18 protein-coding genes are annotated in these 22,400 nt (G+C 46.4%); 6 read left to right on the top strand and 12 right to left on the bottom strand.

From position 1 onward, the window contains the following. Positions 1-3: 3 nt before the first annotated feature. The 5 genes from parE to nudF form a co-directional block, all read right to left on the bottom strand. The gene (gene parE / locus UF05_RS21440; protein ID WP_005457157.1) at positions 4-1,884 is read right to left on the bottom strand and encodes a DNA topoisomerase IV subunit B; all 1,881 of its coding nucleotides are present in this window, start codon (positions 1,882-1,884) and stop codon (positions 4-6) included. Positions 1,885-2,136: 252 nt separating this feature from the next. After that, on the bottom strand, positions 2,137-2,721 hold the full coding sequence (yqiA, locus tag UF05_RS21435) for an esterase YqiA (protein ID WP_025632920.1): 585 nt from the start codon (positions 2,719-2,721) through the stop codon (positions 2,137-2,139). A 48-nt stretch (positions 2,722-2,769) separates the two neighbouring features. Further along, positions 2,770-3,576, bottom strand: coding sequence for a 3',5'-cyclic-AMP phosphodiesterase (gene cpdA, locus UF05_RS21430; RefSeq protein ID WP_025501319.1), 807 nt, complete (start codon positions 3,574-3,576; stop codon positions 2,770-2,772). 61 nt (positions 3,577-3,637) lie between these two features. Next, entirely contained in the window at positions 3,638-4,081 is a 444-nt protein-coding gene (locus UF05_RS21425; RefSeq protein ID WP_005482022.1) for a DUF1249 family protein, read from the bottom strand. Beyond that, on the bottom strand, positions 4,081-4,731 hold the full coding sequence (gene nudF / locus UF05_RS21420) for an ADP-ribose diphosphatase (protein WP_005497056.1): 651 nt from the start codon (positions 4,729-4,731) through the stop codon (positions 4,081-4,083). Before nudF ends, UF05_RS21425 begins: the two co-directional genes overlap by 1 nt. Positions 4,732-4,960: 229 nt before the next feature. Here nudF and tolC point away from each other — a divergent pair, with 229 nt between their 5' ends. Continuing rightward, entirely contained in the window at positions 4,961-6,325 is a 1,365-nt protein-coding gene (gene tolC / locus UF05_RS21415) for an outer membrane channel protein TolC (RefSeq protein WP_005497054.1), read from the top strand. 209 nt (positions 6,326-6,534) lie between these two features. On the opposite strand, the gene hldE is transcribed toward tolC, so the two are convergent. The 3 genes from hldE to UF05_RS21400 all read right to left on the bottom strand — a co-directional run bounded on the left by hldE (position 6,535) and on the right by UF05_RS21400 (position 12,251). After that, the gene (hldE, locus tag UF05_RS21410; protein ID WP_045544858.1) at positions 6,535-7,965 is read right to left on the bottom strand and encodes a bifunctional D-glycero-beta-D-manno-heptose-7-phosphate kinase/D-glycero-beta-D-manno-heptose 1-phosphate adenylyltransferase HldE; all 1,431 of its coding nucleotides are present in this window, start codon (positions 7,963-7,965) and stop codon (positions 6,535-6,537) included. A 77-nt stretch (positions 7,966-8,042) separates the two neighbouring features. After that, complete coding sequence (gene glnE / locus UF05_RS21405) at positions 8,043-10,886, bottom strand: bifunctional [glutamate--ammonia ligase]-adenylyl-L-tyrosine phosphorylase/[glutamate--ammonia-ligase] adenylyltransferase (protein WP_045544857.1); 2,844 nt, start codon at positions 10,884-10,886, stop codon at positions 8,043-8,045. Between the two features lie 108 nt (positions 10,887-10,994). Continuing rightward, positions 10,995-12,251, bottom strand: coding sequence for a methyl-accepting chemotaxis protein (locus UF05_RS21400; protein WP_005455439.1), 1,257 nt, complete (start codon positions 12,249-12,251; stop codon positions 10,995-10,997). A 48-nt stretch (positions 12,252-12,299) separates the two neighbouring features. On the opposite strand from UF05_RS21400, the gene UF05_RS21395 reads away from it, so the two are divergent. Continuing rightward, positions 12,300-13,118 (top strand): potassium channel family protein, encoded by an 819-nt coding sequence (locus tag UF05_RS21395; RefSeq protein ID WP_005497048.1) that lies wholly within the window; start codon positions 12,300-12,302, stop codon positions 13,116-13,118. Positions 13,119-13,180: 62 nt separating this feature from the next. Here the strand turns inward: UF05_RS21395 and UF05_RS21390 are convergent, their stop codons facing one another. After that, complete coding sequence (locus UF05_RS21390) at positions 13,181-14,716, bottom strand: CYTH and CHAD domain-containing protein (protein WP_021453945.1); 1,536 nt, start codon at positions 14,714-14,716, stop codon at positions 13,181-13,183. A 212-nt stretch (positions 14,717-14,928) separates the two neighbouring features. On the opposite strand from UF05_RS21390, the gene UF05_RS21385 reads away from it, so the two are divergent. The 3 genes from UF05_RS21385 (at position 14,929) to UF05_RS21375 (ending at position 17,788) form a co-directional block, all read left to right on the top strand. Continuing rightward, entirely contained in the window at positions 14,929-15,609 is a 681-nt protein-coding gene (locus UF05_RS21385; protein ID WP_005479163.1) for a TIGR00153 family protein, read from the top strand. A gap of 130 nt (positions 15,610-15,739) precedes the next feature. Beyond that, positions 15,740-16,999: an inorganic phosphate transporter gene (locus UF05_RS21380; RefSeq protein ID WP_005479165.1), complete on the top strand. Its 1,260-nt coding sequence runs from the start codon at positions 15,740-15,742 to the stop codon at positions 16,997-16,999. Between the two features lie 177 nt (positions 17,000-17,176). Next, positions 17,177-17,788 carry a TIGR04211 family SH3 domain-containing protein gene (locus tag UF05_RS21375; RefSeq protein WP_045544856.1) on the top strand — a complete coding sequence of 204 codons (612 nt, stop codon included), beginning with the start codon at positions 17,177-17,179 and terminating at the stop codon, positions 17,786-17,788. A gap of 93 nt (positions 17,789-17,881) precedes the next feature. Here UF05_RS21375 and UF05_RS21370 read toward each other — a convergent pair whose 3' ends face one another. Beyond that, entirely contained in the window at positions 17,882-18,565 is a 684-nt protein-coding gene (locus UF05_RS21370) for a general secretion pathway protein GspB (RefSeq protein ID WP_025632255.1), read from the bottom strand. Then, positions 18,565-20,184, bottom strand: coding sequence for an ExeA family protein (locus UF05_RS21365; RefSeq protein WP_045544855.1), 1,620 nt, complete (start codon positions 20,182-20,184; stop codon positions 18,565-18,567). The genes UF05_RS21370 and UF05_RS21365 overlap by 1 nt, the downstream gene beginning before the upstream one ends. 138 nt (positions 20,185-20,322) lie before the next feature. Here UF05_RS21365 and UF05_RS21360 point away from each other — a divergent pair, with 138 nt between their 5' ends. Further along, positions 20,323-21,543 carry a multifunctional CCA addition/repair protein gene (locus UF05_RS21360; RefSeq protein WP_025632252.1) on the top strand — a complete coding sequence of 407 codons (1,221 nt, stop codon included), beginning with the start codon at positions 20,323-20,325 and terminating at the stop codon, positions 21,541-21,543. 52 nt (positions 21,544-21,595) lie between these two features. On the opposite strand, the gene UF05_RS21355 is transcribed toward UF05_RS21360, so the two are convergent. Then, a complete protein-coding gene (locus UF05_RS21355; protein ID WP_005497040.1) occupies positions 21,596-22,399 on the bottom strand; it encodes an undecaprenyl-diphosphate phosphatase in 804 nt (267 codons plus the stop codon). Between the last annotated feature and the right edge of the window lies 1 nt (position 22,400).

The raw sequence follows: 22,400 nt of genomic DNA, 5'->3' as shown, positions 1-22,400 counted from the left end.
CCGTTAAACCTCTGCCAAATCGCCGTTGTTTTGTAGCCAAGAACGACGGTCATCTGCGCGTTTTTTACCTAGCAGCATGTCCATCATTTCCATAGTGGCTTCAGAGTCGTCGATCGTAAGCTGAACCAAACGACGCGTGTTCGGATCCATTGTGGTCTCGCGTAGCTGAATTGGGTTCATCTCACCCAGACCTTTGAATCGTTGTACGTTGATTTTGGCTTTCTTCTTCGACAAACGTTCTAGAATGCCATCTTTTTCATCGTCATCGAGGGCGTAGAAGACTTCTTTACCACAGTCGATTCGATACAGAGGCGGCATTGCTACATAGATATGACCCGCTTCAACGAGCGCGCGGAAGTGACGAGTAAACAAAGCACACAATAGCGTTGCGATGTGAAGACCGTCCGAGTCCGCATCGGCAAGGATACAAATTTTACCATAGCGTAGGCTGTCAAGGTTGTCGCTGTCTGGGTCGATACCCAACGCAACCGAGATGTCATGCACTTCTTGAGATGCCAGAACTTGATCGGCAGAGACTTCCCATGTGTTTAGGATCTTACCACGCAGTGGCATCACCGCTTGGAATTCGCGATCTCGGGCTTGCTTCGCGCTGCCACCCGCCGAGTCACCCTCCACGAAGAAGATTTCGGTGCGATTTAAGTCTTGTACGGAACAGTCTGTTAGCTTACCTGGCAAGGCAGGACCCGATGCGACTTTCTTACGTACGACTTTCTTGCTTGCGCGCATACGACGGTGGGCGTTAGCAATGCACACTTCCGCTAGTTGCTCTGCAAGTTGAGGCTTTTCGTTTAGCCACAGACTGAATGCATCTTTTACCACACCAGAAACAAACGCTGCAGTTTGACGAGAAGAAAGACGCTCTTTAGTCTGGCCAGCAAACTGTGGATCTTGGATCTTAACCGACAACACGTACGAACAACGGTCGAAAACATCATCGCCCGTTAGCTTCACACCACGTGGTAGCAAGTTGCGGAATTCACAGAACTCACGCATCGCATCCAACAAACCTTGGCGAAGGCCATTTACGTGTGTACCACCCTGAGCTGTTGGGATAAGGTTCACGTAACTTTCGGTGATCATCTCGCCGCCTTCTGGCTGCCAGATTACTGCCCAGTTTGCTGCTTCTGTGTCTGCAGAAAACTCCCCAGTAAACGGTTCTTCTGGTAGTACTGGGTAACCTTTTACGCCTTCGGCTAGATAGTCTTTCAAACCATCTTCGTAGTACCACTGGTAGTCTTTGTTGTTTACTTTATCGGTAAACGTAATTTCTAGACCTGGGCAAAGTACCGCTTTCGCTCGTAGGTTGTTCACCAAACGAGTTACAGAGAAGTTAGCTGAATCGAAATACTTCGCATCCGGCCAAAAGTGCACGCTAGTACCGCGATTGCGGCGACCACATGTGCCCGTTACAGTAAGGTCTGATACTTTGTCACCGTGCTCAAAAGCAATTTCGTACACTTGACCATCACGACGTACCGTCACTTCAACTCGCTTAGACAGCGCGTTTACTACTGAGATACCTACACCGTGCAAACCACCTGAAAACTGGTAGTTTTTGTTGGAGAATTTACCACCCGCATGGAGCTTACATAAGATCAGCTCAACACCAGATACTTTCTCTTCAGGGTGGATATCAACAGGCATGCCTCGACCATCATCGATCACTTCTAGTGATTGGTCAGCATGTAGGATGACTTGTACTTTTGAGGCATGTCCGGCTAGCGCTTCATCGACACTGTTATCGATAACTTCTTGGCCCAAGTGGTTTGGGCGCGCTGTATCCGTATACATCCCTGGTCGGCGACGTACTGGCTCAAGGCCATTCAGTACTTCAATGGCACCAGCATTATATTGTTCAGTCATAATACGGAATTGTTCTCAAAGTTTACTTGTTACCCAAGTCTTACCTATCGGTAAGCACATACTCAGGAAACGAAAAAGCTACCCTGTCAGCATCGTTAAGTGTTTATAAATCTGATGCATAACAACGTAGCCAGGGTCGATGACCCTTAAGATCTTTAGGCAAAACATAGTCGGAAAGCATACCGCCTATGTCAAGAAACAGTTGGATATATCAATAAAAACTATGAGCCTATTCCAATCGTCTCATTAGTATTACAGTTCAAGGAATTCGATAATCTTAGCAGGATAACGCTCAAAGCCTACAAAACTGTGATCACCGCCTTGTTCTACTGTTTGCTTAGCTTTTGCAAACTTATCTACCGCTTGGCGATAGTCTAAAATCTCGTCTTCGGTTTGCTGCAACAACCAGAAAGAGTGTGGCGACGCGATGCTTTGTACATCAAGAGCTTTTAACTCGTCAATATGACAAGCTTCAAGTGTATAGGTTTCATGCGTGTATGGGTTGGTTTGCTCTCCCAAATAATCAACAAGCAACTCATAAGGTTTAACTGCAGGGTTCACGACAACCGCTTTAAAACCGTACTTCGCATTTAACCACGTCGACATGTAACCACCAAGCGAGCTACCCACTAAGCCAATGTTGTAGTCATCTTTGTATTGCTCAGCAATATCCAACAACAATTGAGCGGCTTGTTTAGGAAAGCAAGGCAATTGTGGGACGATGACTTTGATGTCCGGACGATGCTGCGCGCAATATTCTCTCATTAAATTGGCTTTCATTGAGAGCGGTGAGCTGTTGAAACCGTGGATGTACAATAGAAGTGAAGGTTTACTCATAGAAGTCTCGCATGAAAAAGCGAGCCCGAACTTAGAGCTCGGGCATCATTAATATCCGTTGGAAGAGAAATCTGGCTGGAATTGGCCTTCTGGTAAACGGTCGACATGGGTTGTGATGTCGCCGTTGGTGTGCAGTTCTAGCTCACGCCAACCTGGGGATGTGGTATCAAGTGCGAAATCATCGGAATTCGGCTTAAACTGGACACACGTTGATGGTGTTGCCATCACTCGAATACCTTTGTGTATTACGTTCATGTCTTGATGAACATGCCCACACAAAATGCCTTTTACATTGTCGAATCGATCCACAACTTGCCAAAACGCTTCTGCGTCTTTCAACGTATGCTGGTCAAGCCAAGCACTCCCCACCAGCAAAGGATGGTGATGCAATAAAACCAGTGTATGGCGCTCAGGAAATTCCGTTAATTTCTCTTCCAAAAGAGTCAACTGCTGATCGCTTAAGCGCCCATGAGGCACGCCTACTACTTGAGAATCAAGCAAAATCAATTGCCACTTTTCACCCAGCAACACATGTTCTGCCGCTTGAATTTGTGGTGAAGGTAACACACTTCCCATATTGGGTTTGTAATCGTGATTTCCCGGCAGCCAATAACAATCCTTTCGCAGCGGCGCAATGCCATCAGCAAATCGTTGATAAGACTCAGCGCTATGATCCTGTGAAATATCGCCAGTCGCTAAAATGTAATCAAACCCCACTTTGCGGCGCAAAACTTCGTTAACCACAGCTGAAAAGCTGTCGGCTGTTTTTACGCTCAGCAAACTTCCCTCGTCTGCAGCGAACAGATGAGTATCCGTGATTTGTAAAAGTTTGATGCTGTCATTCGATGATTGCAAAATGAAAACCTGATTCGTTCACTCTATAGTTTCTTGTTATTTTCCTTGAATGACGTGACGATCAATTGAAGGCAAGCGGCGTTCTACTAATGCCACTTCGTAAACAAAACGTCAGCCATTCACCAAGGAACGTATTAAGTTGATGCTTTTCATCTCTCTGCATCAACTGGTCATTGGGATAATCATATTTAGCTTTAATGCGTGAGAACTCTCCGCTTGAGCATACTTCAGCCACTCTCGCATCGTGATAAAGCCTGACAGACATCGTCGGCAAAGGAAACACTGGCGTTTCATCACTCTGACATATCTCAACAACTGTGGTGTATTTTGTGATTTCATTCACGGTCAGTTGGTAAACCATGTTCGCCGCTTGATAGCAACGTACATCCCCAACCTCAGCAGAGACAGGCAGTAAGGCATTTAACTTAGCGTAATTGGTCTCATAGGTTCTCATCAGACCTGCTAAATCAACATGATATCGCTGTTTTTCAGCCACCTGCGCCATTACTTACTCTCCACTATTTGGGGATATCCCCATTGTGACCTCAACTCTTGATGGTTTAGTTGCAACCATTGCAACGCAATAATAGAAGCACCATTCTCAAATATTCCGTCTTTCACCCATTGGTACGCTTGCTCACGACTTAGCACATGAACTCGAATGTCTTCATCTTCATAGTCTAAACCATGAATGCCGTGCGCTTTAGAAGCATCAACTTCACCAACAAACACATCCAGTTTTTCAGAGCATCCACCGGAAGAAGGATAATAAGACGTGACTGATGCCACTCGCCCTACGGTAATGCCGGCTTCTTCTTCGGCTTCACGGCGAATCACCTCTTCTGCGGATTCATCGCGATCGATCATACCGGCGACAATTTCTAGCTGCCAAGGGTGTTCATGTTCCAATGCGCCAATGCGGATCTGCTCAATGATAACCACTTGATCCGTTTTAGGATCGTAGGGCAGCATTGCCGCGGCATGGCCACGCTCGAACATTTCTCGTTCAACCACGTCGCTCCAACCGCCAGCGAATAGCTTATGCTTAAAACGGTACTTCACCATTTTAAAGAAGCCTTCAAACACAGATTCTTTCGAGATGATTTCTACGTCTCGTGAAGTAAACTCATCTTGTCGTTTGTCACACTGTTGCATTCAACACCTCTCTGAGTGAATCTTGTAGTTTACTCATTGTTAATCACTTGCTCAAAGGACTTGGCTCAACTTTTTGTACAATAGTTATAATTTATTTTAAGTCTGAGCCAAAAATTTATTGCACAAATGGATAGTTACGTGTAAAAAAGTGCAAACTTTAGAGTAAATATCGTTCAAATTGAGTTAAACTACTGAGAATTAACCAATCTATTGACCGCGGGAATAGAAAATGAAAAAATTGCTTCCACTATTTATCAGTGCAGCGCTAGGTGGCATAAGTTCTTCTGCATGGGCAGATTCTTTAGCTGAAATCTACGACTTAGCAAAGCAAAATGATCCACAATTGCTCAGTGTAGCAGCACAGCGTGACCGAGCTTTTGAAGCAATCACCTCTAGCCGTAGTGCTCTATTACCACAAATCAACCTAACTGCGGGTTACAACCTAACTCGTGGCGACACCGACTACGACGATAGCGCTTTAGGCAAATCATCAAACGATCAAGACGCCTTAACCGCTGGTGTTAGCTTTTCTCAAACACTTTATAACCGTGCATCTTGGATTTCTCTAGACACAGCAGAGAAAAGCGCTCGTCAAGCAGACGCTACTTACGCAGCAACCCAACAAGGTTTGATCCTTCGTGTCTCTCAAGCGTACTTCGAAGTATTGCGCGCTCAAGACAACCTAGTCTTCGTTCGTGCAGAAAAAGCAGCCGTTGGTCGCCAACTAGAACAAACAAAACAACGCTTTGAAGTTGGTTTGTCGGCAATTACTGACGTTCACGACGCACAAGCTCAGTACGATGCAGTACTAGCGGATGAAGTGTTGGCAGAAAATGATCTGATCAACAGCTACGAATCGCTACGTGAAATCACAGGTCAAGAACACAAAAACTTAAACGTTCTTGATACTAACCGTTTCTCTGCGACTCGTACTAGCAGCCCTGCTGAAACATTGATCGAAGAAGCGAAAACGAAGAACCTTAGCCTATTGTCAGCTCGTATTTCTCAAGACATCGCGCGCGACAACATCTCACTAGCTAGCTCTGGTCACCTACCAACTTTATCTCTAGATGGTGGTTACAACTACGGTGATTATTCAGGCACAGAAAGTAACTACAACAGTGGTCTTGGCCGTAATGCAAATAGTGACCGTACAAGCGACGGCTTCAATATTGGCGTTAACCTAGCAGTGCCACTTTACACTGGCGGCAACGTGACATCACAAACCAAACAAGCTGAGTTTGCGTACGTTGCAGCAAGCGAAGATCTTGAAGCTCAATACCGTAGCGTAGTGAAAGATGTTCGTGCACAAAACAACAACATCAACGCTTCTATTGGTGCGTTAAAAGCGTATGAGCAATCGGTAGTTTCAGCGAGATCTGCGCTAGAAGCGACGGAAGCAGGTTTTGATGTAGGTACTCGTACTATCGTTGATGTTCTAGACGCAACTCGTCGCCTATACGATGCGAACAAAAACCTTTCAGACGCTCGTTACAACTACATCCTGAGTGTTCTTCAGCTTCGCCAAGCGGTTGGTACACTAAGCGAACAAGACATCTTGGATGTGGATGCAGGTTTGAAACCAGCGAAATAACGTTCAGTTATACAACGAAATTAAAACGCCAGTTGATTCAACTGGCGTTTTTTGTTGTCTATCATTCGATGCAAAGTACCTAACATTGTACGCCTAGCGATTATCTCGCAAATGCATTGCTATACCAGAACGTAGGACAGCAAGCATAGAAAAACAAAAAGGCCGCTTTGCAGCGACCTTCCAGATAGTATTGTTCAAAGCAGTAAGGCTTAGCCTTTGCCGCCTTTAATTGCATTGATGATTTCACTGGTTGAGCAACCATCTTCAAAGTTCAAAACACGAACTTCACCACCTGCTGCAATCACTTCTTTACCACCGGCAATCTCTTCTGGTTTGTAGTCACCGCCTTTAACTAACATGCTTGGCAGCACTTCAGAGATCAGACGCTGTGGCGTATCTTCACTAAACGGAACAACCCAGTCAACTGCACCTAAACCTGCCAATACTGCCATACGGCGATCGGTTGGGTTTACTGGACGACCAGGGCCTTTCAAACGCTTTACAGACTCATCGGTATTTACTGCGACAATTAGGCGATCACCTAGCTCAGCAGCATGGTTAAGGTAAGACACATGACCAGCGTGAAGAATATCAAAACAGCCATTGGTCATGACGACTTTCTCGCCACGAGCACGTGCTTTTTTCACCGCTTCAATCAGTGCTTTTTCTGAGATGACACCAAAGTCGGTGTCTTGACTGCCATGAACCGCTTCTGCCAATTCAATTTCAGACAGCGTCGACGTACCCAGTTTACCCACGACAACGCCAGCAGCTGCATTAGCAAGTGCACACGCTTCTTCAAAGGATTTACCTGCCGCAACCGATGCTGCAAGTACAGAAATCACCGTGTCACCAGCACCTGTTACGTCGTAGACTTCTTTCGCTTGCGTTGGTAGATGGAATGGCTCTTGGCCACGACGAATCAACGTCATACCGTGCTCACTACGTGTTACCAATAGCGCTTCAAAATCAAACTCTTCAACAAGTGCCAGAGCTTTCTCTACCAGCTCTTGATCCGATTTCACTTTACCGACCACATCTTCAAACTCTTTCATGTTTGGTGTCAGTAGAGTTGCACCGCGGTAACGTTCAAAGTCCGCACCTTTAGGATCAATGAAAACAGGAATATTCGCTGCACGCGCTTTCTGAATGTACGCTTGAACGTGCTCTAGAGAGCCTTTTGCGTAGTCAGACATGATCACCGCTTTCACGTTTGGTAGCGCTGCATCCATACGAGACAGAACCGTGGTAGCGTCGGTATTCTCAAACTTATCTTCGAAGTCAAGACGGATAAGTTGCTGGCCACGGCTCATAACGCGTAATTTAGTAATAGTTGGATAATCAGGCAACGCAACAAAATCACACTTCACGTTCAATGCGCTGAGTGTTTCCGTTAGCACTTTTGCTGGCTCATCTTCACCAGTCAGACCAACAATGTGAGCATGACCACCTAGTGACGCGATGTTCATCGCAACGTTCGCAGCACCACCCGGACGCTCTTCATTGTTTTCTACTTTTACAACAGGTACTGGTGCTTCTGGCGAGATACGTCCAGTTGGGCCATACCAGTAACGGTCTAGCATGACATCACCGATGATGAGCACACCAGCGCTGTTGTAATCAGGTAGAATTGGTTTCATTATTGGTCTCCAAAAATTAAATCGTGGTGAGTTTAGCACAGCCTTTTTCTAGGCTGAACCTTGAGCACTACTTCTACTTAGGCGAACCACTGGTTCCATGCTTGCTTCACCCATTCTCTTTCTGCAACAAACTTATCTTCAACCACATCTGCATCCAAATTAAGTAGGTTTCTGTGATGTATTTCGTTACGCATCGTCGTATACGCGCGTATCAGTTGCATCGCTTGGTCTTCCTCCATGACACCTTGAGCAATTAGCGTTTCATATATTCGGACATTGTCACACCAACGCGTAAGCTTAGGTTTCTCGTGACTATAGTTAAGCACCAAATATTGAGCCAGAAATTCGATATCGGTAATACCACCGACGTCTTGCTTGATCATGAAGCGACCAGATTTCTTACCGCCTAAATGATCGCGCATTTTTTCACGCATCTCGACGACTTCTTTTTTCAACGTTTGCTCATCACGCGGTTTACACAACACATCATGACGAGTGTTATGGAAAGCAATCGCCAATGGTTCATCACCATAAATCATGCGAGCGCGTACTAAAGCTTGATGCTCCCAAGTCCACGCATCTTGATGTTGATAATCATCAAACGCATCGGTTGGACTCACCAACAGGCCGGACGCCCCAGAAGGACGTAAGCGAGTGTCCACTTCGTATAGAATGCCTGATGCGGTGCGGGTTGAGAAAATATGGATGATGCGCTGTGCTAAGCGAAGGTAGAACTGACGACCGTCAATTTCCTTCTTACCATCGGTGTATACATTAACTGGGCAGTCGTGCATAAAGACGATATCTAGGTCTGAGTTGTAGCCCAACTCCCATCCACCGACTTTACCATAACCGATCACGGCAAAGCCTTTGCCTTCACGGTCTTTCACGTGTGTTGGCTCGCCGTATTTTTCAGACACTTGAAGCCACGCTTGGCTGACCACCGCTTCAACAATGGCTTCTGCTAGATAAGTTAAGTGATCACTTACTTTCATGACTGGAAGCACGCCAGCGATATCCGCTGCGGCAATACGTAGAATACAAATTTGCTTAAACTGACGCAGCGCTTCCATTTGCTGCTCCATATCATCTTCGGGAATACGAGCAAGGAAATCGCGCAATTCAGTGCGATAGCTATCGAGTGGAATTGGGTTGTACAGCTGTTGAGGATCTATCAACTCATCCAGAAGGATTGGATAACGAGACAACTGTTCGGAAATCATTGGACTTGCGGTACACAAGCGCACTAACTGCACCAATGCGGCAGGGTGTTCATCCAACAATTCTAAGTAAGTCGTGCGCGTGCAAATATTGTGCAGTAAATGCAACACTCGCGGTAAACCAAATTGAGCGTCTGGGTGGGCAAACACCGCATCAAACACTTTTGGCATCAAGCGGTTTAAGACCTCTCGCCCACGGGGGCCGAGCGTTTTCTTGGCCAAGTCGGCTTTAAAGTTGATGATAGCTTTAGAGAATATGGCGGGCTCTTCAACTTGAATGTCCTGCTCTAAAATCAGCTCTAGCACATCTTGTTTATTGGCCATATCCCATAATTCATGGAAATGACGAGCAATCGTGCTGCCCTCATCTTCTTCGTCGTCACCAATCAAGGTTTCAAATACTTGATGCACTTTATTCATGTGCTGCTGAGTTTGTTCGATGAGCAGATCCCACGACTCTAGCTGCATCGCAGTTGCCAGTTTTAAACGCTCAATGTCGCAATCGGGCAGCGTTTGAGTCTGCTTGTCTGCCATTGCTTGCAGTAGATTTTCTAGCTGGCGTAAATATTTATATGCCGCTTCCAGATTGCTGACTTCTTGCGGGGTTAACAGTGCAAGCTCTTCAATACCACTTAGGGTTTCGAGCAAGCCACGATTGCGCAAAGATGGCTCTCGCCCGCCACGAATCAGTTGGAAAACTTGCGCGATAAACTCAATTTCTCGAATACCACCAGCACCCAGCTTGATGTTGTTGGTTAAACCGCGACGTCGCACTTCACTGCTGATCATTGATTTCATGCGGCGCAACGACTGAATCGCACTAAAGTCGATGTAACGACGGAACACAAACGGACGCAACATTTTGCGTAGCTCTTGATATTGCGGATACATTTCGCATCCCATCACGCGCGCTTTGATCATCGCGTAACGTTCCCAGTCTCGTCCTTGCTCTTGGTAGTAATCTTCCAACGCAGCATAGCTCATTACCAACGGGCCGCTTTCTCCAAATGGACGCAACCGCATATCGACGCGATAACAAAAACCATCAAACGTCTGTTGATCGAGTGCTTTGATGATCCGCTGACCAAGACGAGTAAAGAACTGCGCATTGGCGATACTGCGGCGGGCACCTTGGGTTTCGCCGTTTTCAGGGTAAGTAAAAATCAGGTCGATATCGGAAGAGAAATTCAGTTCGCCGCCGCCTAGCTTACCCATCCCAATGATCAGCATCGGCTGCGCTTCGCCCTCGGCGTTAGTCGGCGTTCCCCACTCTGCGCAGCAAATTTTGTATTGCCATTGGTATGTCTCAAAGATCATCGCCTCTGCCAATTGGGACAAATGACGTAATGACTCTTCAAGTGTCCAAGCATGTAAGAAGTCTTTCCACGCGATGTAGACCATTTCTCGATTTCGGAACTGACGCAGAACGCGATGACCAGACATTTCATCTGGGCATTCTGCCAATAAAGCGGCCAGACTGGTGCGATAAGCTTGGTGTCGGCTAAGCTCACTTAACATCGTTGGTAACTGCTGCGCGAGAGCCTCGTCACGGTGAATGGTTTCCGTAATAAATTGGCTCAACGCCGAGACGTAATGAAACTGCTCTACGACCTCATTTGGCCATGATTGAAGGTAACCCGCTTCTTGGGCATTTTGAACGGCAGATTCGGCGACAGAGACCAGTGACGAAGGCAGCTGCATGTTTCTTCCTTGTGTGAAAAGCACGGTGATTCATTCTTTATACCAGACTTAAAGCAAATAAAAACGCCCACAAAAGGTTTGTGGGCGTTTTATCAAATCCAATTCGCTTTATACGCTAAATGACTTAATCTTCTTATCTAGCTCTTCGGCGTTACTTTGCATCATTTCAGAGGTTTCCAGTAACTCTGTGACCACCACGACCGATGCTTCAACCAGCTCACGAACGTTCGTTAAGTTCTGGCTCATTTCTTCCGCTACACTGCTTTGTTGTCCTGAAGCGGTGGCAATTTGGAAGTTCATGTCGTTGATTTGTGTTACTTGAGCAACAATGCCATCAAGTTCACTACCTGCGTTAGAAACCAGTTCCACGCCTTCAGCCGCTTCGACAACACTTTTCTCCATCAAATCAACCGCAGAAGTCGCGCTGGCCTGTAGCTGAGTGATCATTTCTTGAATTTCCACCGTCGCTTGTTGCGTGCGCTGCGCAAGGTTACGAACTTCGTCCGCCACCACAGCAAAACCACGCCCTGCTTCACCAGCACGCGCCGCTTCAATCGCCGCATTCAAAGCAAGCAAGTTGGTTTGCTCAGAGATGCCTTGAATCGTACCAACTACGCTACCAATCGACTCAACACGCTCTTCGACTTGGTTTACGGCTTGTGCAGAAGACGCAATATCTGAAGATAGCTCGCTCATTTTCGCCACTGTGCTTTGCAAGAACTGTTGACCCGTTACGGCTTGCGTGGACGCCTGTTCCGTCAAAGAAGAAGCCGTTTGAGCATGATCGGCCACCGTTTGTACGGTCGATGACATCTCGCTCATGGCCGTCGCCAGTTGGTCAATCTCGTTGAACTCTTCCTGCGCCGACTCTTTAGTTTCTGACATGCTCAGTGTCATCACTTCCGTCAGTGTCGCTAGCTCGTCGGATGCGTTGATTTGCATTTGAATCACATCATGCAGTTGGCGACGCGTTTTCTCTAGCTCTCGTGCCACATCTCCGTATTCATCTTTACAGTCCATACCAAACGGTACCGACAAGTTTTTGCTCGCCATTAATTTGATGGCTTCATTGAGATACTGAGTTTGGCGCAGCATTACGCGTGCGGCTGCTAATAGTAAAGCCACAAAAACGACGATAAGTAGCGCGGTCTGCCACACTACTTGAGTCAAATACGCTTCATAATGTTGTTGAGCAACTTGCGCATTTTGAGTGGCTGCTAAAAGTGAATCGTAAAATGTGTTTGCGTCCCAAAGTTGTTTTGCCACGATCAGAACGGTACTGAATACCATCAACATGACCATTTTCGGTACAAGTCGAATGTCGGATATGACCCTTTCCCATGGCTTGAATGCCAGCTTTTCCATTGTCAGTTCTCCACTGAGTCTTATATAGTTTTTACATCTCTTATAGTTATGTTTGCGCTTGGGTTCTATCACGCGATTTATTTCGAGCTTCGTATGAAAAATAATGATATCAAAGACAGCACTCGACCGATGGGCCTGTTGTCACTAATCTTGTCCTTTATGGCGTTATTTGTGATCTCTGGCCTGTTGTTTTTTCCAATCGATAACGAAACCCGTCAAGTTCTTATCGGTCTGGATTTTATAATCTGTAGTATTTTTCTATTGCAGCTCACTATTGATTTGATCCGCTCCACAGATCGACGTTCATTTATTAAGCTGCATTGGATAGATTTTGTGGCCAGCATCCCAATGATCGAGCCATTACGCTTTGCTCGCATCTTTCATATTTTGCGCGTGGTGTTGGTGCTGCGCTCTTCAAAGTTCATTCTGCATCAGCTCAAAGAAAACCGCCGAGAAACCACTGTCGCGTCCATATTACTGTTGATGGTGATCCTCATAACGCTCGGCTCCACCGCCATGCTGTTTATCGAAGCCAAAAACCCAGCTGCGAACATCCGTACTGGAGCTGATGCTTTGTGGTGGGTCTTTGTGACCATCTCCACTGTGGGTTATGGCGATCATTATCCTGTGACCTCTGGAGGAAAGTTTTTAGCCGTCATCATCATCGTCTGTGGAGTGGGAATCTTCGGTATGATCTCTGGTGTAATTACGTCGATTTTAACCGCTCCGACTAAACAGCAAGATCACCGTTCTAAGAACAAAGAGCGGATGTTAGAACAGCTATTAGAACAGCAAGAACAAATCCTTGATCGACTAACTCTTATCGAAGAGGAAATGCAGCAACGCAAAATTCAGACAAAAAAATAGGACCTATCGGTCCTATTTCTCTTTAAATTAATGAAGATAACGCAGCTTTACACTCGCTTATCTTATTTTTCACGCCAGTACGGCTGAGTCTCTACGCTGATTGCTCTTGTTTGATCCATTGCATGAAGAATCGAACGCTCTTGGCGGTGCAGCCAACGCTCTAGCTGTTCTTTCTCTTCATTTTCCAGCATATCGACCAAAGGCAACAGATGGTTCAGCATCAACAGATCATCAATGCCATGCACTAAGTCAGCCCAAGGAAGGCGGAAGCTATTACGCTCGTCGAAGTTGTACAAGCTCGCAAAACCAATTCCAGTGTAAAGGTTACGCAGCAGACGGTAACGCTGATCCACATACTCTTGCGCAGACAAATCACGCTCTGCAGGGAAAGCTTCCATCAGCTCAGCCCAAGTACGATCCAATTGCGTCACAGAAAACGGCATGATGTTGCTTGCCATCTTCTCGCGCGCTTTCTCATCCAAGAATGGCTGCCAGCCACGCGCTAAGATCCAGCGGCTAAGATCCAGCAGTAATCCTGTGTAACGCGCCGAACTCAACAATGTCAGCATCTCTTCACGACTTGGCAACTCTTCCAACTGTTGAGTCAACTCAGAGACAAGGAACTTACGCGCGTCAAGTTTGCGCAATACGTTACCTTTATCATCAAGCAACTCTTCAAGGTGAGCATGTTCATCAAGCCAAACGAGCTCTTCTTCTAACCACTTCAATTCTTGACGCAAGATAGCGCTCGCACGACGAGGCACTACGCCACCAAAAATGGTCAATGTTTGGCGAATAAAACGAATGGCGTTACTGATTTCACGCAAGGCTTCCACACTGTCGCGCTCTGAGTAAATTTGTTCGTGGTAATGCCAATGCGACAAAGCATGTTCAAGTGAATTGATTAAGCAGTATTCAACGGTGTCTGTTTTGTTACTGTCCACTAGAGAAAGCGGCTTCACTTCGTCGCCAGTGTAACCAGTCGCTAAGCGATAGCCTTTTGCGGCTTTGCTCAAGTTACCCAGACGCATCCCACCTTGTTCGCAGAAACTGCGCGCCAAGGTAAATAGTGCATCGGTCTGGCCAGATTTGAGTTCAAGTTCGACTTCACAAATTGGTTCTTGTCTCTCTTCTCCGTCTTCCCCTTGCGCGACAACCATGCCTTGGTCAAACGCGACCTCTACTTGGCTGCCATCTGGCATACCAATCAGCCACTGCTCACGCGTGAAGTTGGTCGAAAAAAGCGGAACTAACTCGGATTGTAGAGTCTCGACATCTTTACCTGACGGCCAGATATCGGAAGGATGAAGCGAAAGATCCGGTTCATTATTTGTGTGCTCAGCATTGTATTCTGGTCTTTGATGTAAGCCTGCGACAACGCGTCCTGCGGTTTTTACGGTTTGGACGAAAACGTCATCAAAACGGCGAATTCTTAAACCAATGTCGTGCTGTCTTAGCCAATTGTCGGCTGTATCAAAATAGGTGTTACCCAAGTCACGACAACTATGCTGAAGTACTTTTGTTTCAGAAATTTTTGCTCGTAAAGTTTCTGAAAATTCAGGAGAAACAAAAAACTTCAGTTCTATCTCGGTTTCCATAGCTATACCTTTCAAAGCAGATAGAAACAGGATATTGCCTAATTTCTCGCACGGCAAGAAAGAAATATCACCCGAATGATGATCTAAAACAGTTTTAATGAGCCATTTAATGCGTTAACATGCGCGCCTTTATAGCCATCGTTCAACATTTCGCCAAGAACTAAGAAATGGTGTATGTTTTTTTAAGGTTATAGTTATTAGGTTGAATGACCATGCCAGTAAATACAATTATGGGGTTATTTGCAAAGTCCCCAATTAAGCCTTTGCAACGCCACGTTGTGTGTGTCAACGAATGTTGTTCACACCTGGTGAAGTTCTTTGAAGTTTCTTCAAAGGGTGACTGGGAAAAAGCATCTGAGATCCGTGCACAAATTTCTCATCTAGAGAAAGAAGCGGACGTGCTAAAACGTGAAATCCGTCTAAAACTGCCTCGCGGTTTGTTTATGCCAGTCGATCGTACTGACATGCTTGAGCTTCTGACTCAACAGGACAAACTTGCTAACCTGGCAAAAGACATTGCTGGCCGTGTATATGGTCGACAACTTGTCATTCCTGAGGCTCTCCAACCAAACTTCCTCGCTTACGTTCAACGTTGTCTTGATGCTGCTAACCAAGCGCAAAAAGTAATCAATGAACTTGATGAACTGCTAGAAACCGGCTTCAAAGGCCGCGAAGTGACGCTCGTCGCTGAAATGATTCATCAGTTGGACGTTATTGAAGATGATACCGATGCCATGCAGATTGAACTGCGCCAACAACTGATGGCGATTGAATCTGAAATGAACCCTATCGATGTCATGTTCTTGTACAAGATTCTTGAATGGGTAGGTGGTATTGCCGACCAAGCGCAGCGCGTAGGTGCTCGTTTGGAAGTGATGCTATCTCGATCTTAAAACATAAGTTAACGACATAACGAAGAGCATAATGAACACGTGTCAGATGGACGATGACTATTTTCACCGTCTTATGGTTTGGCGCGCGTAAAATTTTGCTCCGCTTGTTATAAAACAACTAGGTATTACGATGGATATCCTTGCGAACTACGGCACTGTCCTGATTATTGTTGCAGCGATTTTTGGTTTCATGATGGCGATTGGTATTGGCGCGAACGACGTTGCTAATGCGATGGGTACATCAGTAGGTTCAAAAGCGCTAACCGTAAAACAAGCTATCATCATTGCGATGATCTTCGAATTTGCGGGTGCATACCTTGCAGGCGGTGAAGTAACCGACACTATCCGTAAAGGTGTTATCGAAACATCTCTCTTTGCTAGCCAACCAGACATTCTTGTCTTCGGTATGATGTCAGCACTTCTTGCTGCTGGTACATGGCTACTGCTTGCTTCTTACATGGGCTGGCCTGTATCAACGACTCACTCTATCATCGGTGCAATCATCGGTTTTGCGTGTGTGTCTGTAGGTACTGAAGCGGTTGACTGGAGCAGCGTTCAAGGGATTGTCGGTAGCTGGATCATTACTCCGGTTATCTCAGGCTTCTTTGCTTACGTCATTTTCGTCAGCGCACAGCGTCTGATTTTTGATACTGAGAATCCACTATTCAACGCAAAACGTTTCGTTCCTGTTTACATGTTCATCACGACAATGGTGATTGCACTTGTAACCATCAAAAAAGGTCTGAAGCACGTTGGTCTTCACCTGACTAACGGCGAAGCGTGGATGTGGGCAGTAGCGGTATCTGCACTTGTTATGGCTGGCGGCTACTTCTACATCCAGAAAAAATTCGCTAACCGTGAAGAAGACCGCAGCTTTGCTGGCGTAGAAGGTATCTTCAGCGTTCTAATGGTAATCACAGCTTGTGCGATGGCATTTGCTCACGGCTCAAACGACGTAGCAAACGCGATTGGTCCTCTTTCTGCAGTAGTATCGACTGTTGAACATATGGGTGAGGTTACAGCGAAAAGCACTATCGCATGGTGGATTCTTCCATTGGGCGGTATCGGTATTGTTGTCGGTCTTGCAACAATGGGCCACAAAGTAATGGCAACCGTTGGTACAGGCATCACTGAACTAACACCAAGCCGTGGTTTTGCTGCTCAGCTTGCAACTGCATGTACGGTTGTATTGGCATCAGGTACTGGTCTGCCAATCTCTACCACTCAAACACTGGTTGGTGCGGTTCTAGGTGTAGGTTTTGCACGTGGTATCGCGGCGCTAAACCTAGGTGTAGTACGTAACATCGTGGCTTCATGGATTGTTACGCTACCAGCAGGTGCACTATTGGCTGTCGTATTCTTCTACGGCATTCAAGCGATGTTCTCTTAATACATCCGTCAATAGAATGTAAGCGCTTTGTCATTATTGACTCAAACGCACAGAAAGGGAGGCTTTGCCTCCCTTCTTTGTTGCACCGAACTTTGAAACTGCATACTATTCGTCTATTTCCGGCTCCAATCATTCGGTGCCAACGCTGTATCCAAGAAAATCGTTAAGGGATTTACTGTGAAAAAACTAATCATCACGGTTTTGTTTGCTTTGCTAGCAGCACCAGCGGCACTAGCAGCAAACCGTTATATTTCTGATGACCTATTCACTTTCATGCACTCAGGTCCAAACAACACTTACCGTATCATTGGCAGCATTAACGCTGGCTCTAAAGTTCAGCTTTTACAAGCCAACAAAGATACAGGCTACACGCAAGTTCGTGATGACCGCGGCCGCACTGGTTGGGTACAAAGCAAGTTTGTGACAAATCAAGAAAGCATGGCAATTCGCCTTCCTCGTATTGAGAAAGAGCTGTCAGAAGTGAAAGAACAGCTAGCAAATGCTCGTCAAACTTCTGATACCGAGAAAGCGGGTCTAGTAACATCACTAGAAACTCGTAACCAACAAATTACAGATCTAGAGAAAAAATACTCTGAGATCAGCGACCAGCTCACTTCTGTTGAAACAGAAAACCGTGAACTTCGCGCCAAGCTGGATACACAAAAAGATGACATGCTGCTTAAGTACTTCACTTACGGTGGCGGTGTAGCCGGCCTTGGTCTTTTATTTGGTTTGATTCTTCCTCATATCATTCCACGCAGAAAGAAATCACCTGCAGGTTGGGCATAACTGCCCCGCAAACTACCGGTTTGCACATAGCGGATACGAAAAAGGCCACATTCATGTGGCCTTTTGCTTATCTAATGGTTTCACGCGAGAGTACTAACCATCCCATTCGTAAAGCGCAGGGATTCGGATTTGCTCACCTTGGAATTCGACAATGACAGCCTGCGGCTGAATCTCTTTCAGCGTGACTTGTCCATCCACCACATCCCCTTGGTGATACTCCACGTTATTGATTTTCACCCAACGACGATTGGCATCACTGGCATACATGTGCGTTTGCAAATTAAGGGCTGGAAGACGTCCTTGCCACTGCTGCGCATTGCGCTCCAAGTCATTCACCTGTGACGGTGCAGAAGTCGGCGCATCGTTTTGAGACAGCGCATTTTCCACTTTTTTGGCGAGATCTGGAGACAAGGAAGACAAGTCTAGATCATCCAATGACAAACCTAAGTCGTCACGACGATGCGTAGATGCAGTGCTCGTTACGGGTGTAGCCGTTGTCGGATCTAGAGCCTCACCCTCGTTGGCATACTCGGAGGGTTGCAAGAATGTCCCAATGTCGCGAGATAACTCGGCACTCGGCCATTCTCGTGGCAGTTGAGCAAGATCTGTTGATTCTGGATAATCTAAAACTTCAAATGGTTGTACGGCTTCCGCCACCACTACCTCTGGCGTAACCGCTTGAGTCTCTGGCGTAAGCAAATCTAAATGCCACGCAACCGCAATCGCTGACACGCTAATAGGCACAAGAAAGAGTCCAACATGTTTGATGACTGACATTACGCCTCCTCCTTGTTAATGCTTGCTAGTGTTGGCGCATTAGGTTGCACACTTTGTTGTAAGCGCTCTAACGTGCGATGACCCGCAATGCCATCCACACCGATGCCCTGCCAACGTTGGAACAGTTCCACTCGCTCTTTTAACGCACCGTCAAAAATGGACGTTTCCAATGGTGATTCACTGACCGCTTTGGCAAGCAATTGGTCAAGCACTTCGATCGCCGGCCCTTCCATATCTAAACGCAACGTCTCTTTAAGCGGCGCTTGCCACAATTCAATGATGTTGCCCTGCCACATTGGTTTCAGCCACGAAACAGGCAAACGCAGACGCTGTTTGCCATTGAGCACTTCTACTTGGTCGTTGCCAACCGCATACAAAATCACGTAACCAACATCGCCTTGATAATTCAGCTCTAAAATAACCGGTCGATTTTGCTGCATCAGCAAGGGCCAGGTTGCCATTTTTCTTTCACAACGCATGGTGGATTGAGGCTCAGACAAGCAAAGATTATCGCGCACTGATGCTCGATATCCCCAAAGGCGGTAAAGATCATTCACGGCAAGATTGGATTGTTTCTGCGCCAACAGCATATCGCGCTGTACATCAGTTAGCTGCTCACTTGCCATAAGAGGAGCAGGAGTAGACGAAGACGCAGCAACGGGGACTTCCGACATCGGAGTCTTAGGCTTCACTGGCATGTAATTTATTGCAGCCCAGCCGACGCCAACCGCAGCCATAACACCAATAGCAGCCGATCCCCACGCTGGCCATGTAAATGATTGACGAGGTTTATCTTGCTGGTAAATGTCCGCCTGAAACTGCATGACTTCTTCGCAGGCTTGTTGCACCGTCTGTTTATCGACAACGACACTGCCCTGGTGATAACTCATATTCAATGCTTTATCACAAATCAGGTTGATGAGACGCGGAATGCCATGGCTATACTTCGCAATCAACTTACTGGAACTGCGATGAAACAGTTGCTGATCGCCACCAGCCGTGTGCAAACGAAACGCGATGTAATCCGCAGTCTCTTTCTCATCAAGAGGTAACAGATGATAACGGCCAGTGATACGCTGTGCGAGCTGACGCAACTGCGTAGTCTGTAACAAGCGTTGCAATTCTGGCTGCCCTACCAACAGCACTTTAAGCAGCTTTCTGGTATCGGTTTCTAAGTTCGTTAACAAGCGCAGTTGCTCAAGTACATCGGCAGCAAGATGTTGAGCCTCATCAATGACGAGCAACGTCTGCCAACCCACCTTGTGGTTACGCAGCAAATAATGATGTATGACTTGGTTTAGCTGTTTTAACGTCGCATCCTGCGGATAAGAGATCTTAAATTCATCGCAAATCGCTTCTAGCAGATCTCGGCTCGAAAAAGTCGGATTGAGAATCAGCCCCGCTTTGGTGTTTTCATCTAAATTCGCGAGCATAGCTTTGGCCACTGTCGTTTTGCCTGTTCCTACCTCACCGGTCAGCATGGCAAAACCACCGCCGTCGCCCAATCCCGCATTGAGGTGCGTGATCGCTTCTTTATGACGTTGGCTTAAATACAAATAACGTGAGTTTGGAACAATCGAAAACGGCTGTTCAACAAACCCAAAAAAGTCCTTATACATTAGGATCTCCAGCTAAAAACCCATCCCAAAAGAATCAAATATGATGTAAACATAGTTGCATCTGTTCTTGGGAGTAAAGAAAAGTACCATTGCTTGCTACAATGTCCAACGTCATATCCATAAATTCAGAGGTAATTCGTGCAAGTTTATTTAGTAGGTGGCGCAGTTCGAGATCAATTGCTCGGCATTGACAGTTATGACAACGATTGGGTGGTAGTCGGTGCCACACCAGAAATGATGCTTGCTCAAGGATACACTGCCGTCGGAAAAGACTTTCCTGTTTTTCTTCATCCTAAAAATAAAGAAGAACACGCACTTGCACGAACCGAAAGAAAATCAGGCTCAGGTTACACGGGCTTTGACTGTTTCTTCGATCCAAGCGTCACGCTAGAAGAGGATTTGATTCGCCGTGATTTAACCATTAATGCCATGGCGATGGATGATAGCGGCCAGCTGTACGATCCTTATGGCGGCCAAGCCGATTTGAATAATCGCATATTGCGTCATGTATCGGATGCTTTTGTGGAAGATCCCCTTAGAGTACTTCGGGTCGCACGTTTTGCTGCAAAACTTGCCTCGCTGGGATTTACGGTAGCAAAAGAAACCATGCAACTCATGCGCGACATCGCAGACTCTGGTGAACTCAATACGCTAACCCCAGAACGCGTGTGGCAAGAGTGGCATAAATCGCTTTCAACGCCTCGTCCCGATGTGTTTTTATCAGTATTGCGAGATTGCGGCGCGTTAGCCGTCGTGCTACCAGAAATCGATGCGTTGTTTGGGGTGCCTCAACCTGAAAAATGGCATCCAGAGATCGATACGGGTATCCATACGTTGATGGTAGCAGAGCAAGCCGCAAAGCTGAGCACGTCCCTCCCTGTTAGATTTGCCGCACAGGTGCATGACTTAGGGAAAGGTGTGACACCAGAGAGCGAATGGCCAAGCCATAAAATGCATTGTCATACCGGTTTGAAGCTAATTAAAAAACTGTGCGAACGTGTACGTGTACCGAATGAATTTAAAGATTTAGCGCTCATGGTCTGCGAGCAACACTCCAACATTCATCGCGCCGCAGAGTTAAAGCCGCAAACCATCATCAAAATCCTGAACAAGTTTGATGTATGGCGCAAGTCGGAGCGCCTAAAAGACATTCTAATTTGCTGCCAAGCGGATCACGCAGGCCGCGAAGGTTTAGAAAATCTACCGTATCCACAAGCGGATATTTTCATGCTGGCCTATCAAGCTGCGGCATCAGTAGATGTGCAAGCCATCATTCAGGATGGCTTCAAAGGTCCAGCTATTCGTGATGAACAAGAAAAACGACGTATTGAAGCGGTCAAAGTCGCTTTAAATAAGTAACGCCAAAACAAAAACGCCCGCTCAATTGAGCGGGCGTTTTTATTTTCAAGGATTAAGCACTAAGCAAGAATGCAAATAGGCCTACACCTAGAATCAGACGGTAAATCACGAATGGCGTCATGCCCATGCGTGAAATCATTTTCAAGAAGAAGTGAATACAGATGTAAGCGCTAATAAATGAAGTCAGAATACCAGTCAGCAAAAAGCCAACGTGCACAGGCTCACCGCTGGTAACCAGCTTCATACCCAAGTAGCTACCAGCTAATGTGATGATAGGAATCGACATCAAAAATGAAAAACGCGCTGCCGCTTCACGAGTGAAGCCCAAATATAGAGCGGCTGTGATCGTTGCGCCAGAACGTGAAGTTCCAGGGATCATCGCAAGTGCTTGAGCAATACCAATAAACACCGCTTTCTTCCAGCCAGTTTGGTACTCATCGGCAACAAGCTTGGCATTCTTATCCACCCACCAAAGCAACAAACCGAACACGATGGTGGTTGTCGCAATCACATAGGCACTGCGCAGGTAGACTTCGATAACGTCTTTCATCAGCAAACCGAACACACACGCCGGAATCGTCGCGATCACGATCATCCATGCCAGTTTTGCTTCTTTACTGCGATCACCTTTGAAGATCGAAGCAAACAATGCTTGGAATAAAGTGATCACTTCGTGGCGGAAATAAATTACAACCGCCATCAATGTGCCGACGTGTACTGCCACATCAAACGCTAGACCTTGGTCGGCCCAGCCGAAAATAGCAGAGGGTAGGATCAAGTGCGCAGAGCTGGAAATGGGCAAAAACTCTGTCAGACCCTGAATCAGAGCCAAAATAAAGGCTTCAAAATAACTCATG

It is taken from the genome of Vibrio sp. S457-15 (assembly GCF_000960545.1).
GTDB classification, from domain to species: Bacteria; Pseudomonadota; Gammaproteobacteria; order Enterobacterales; family Vibrionaceae; genus Vibrio; species Vibrio parahaemolyticus.
The sequence above is the reverse complement of the archived record's forward strand: the minus strand, read 5'-3'. Positions and strand labels throughout refer to the sequence as shown.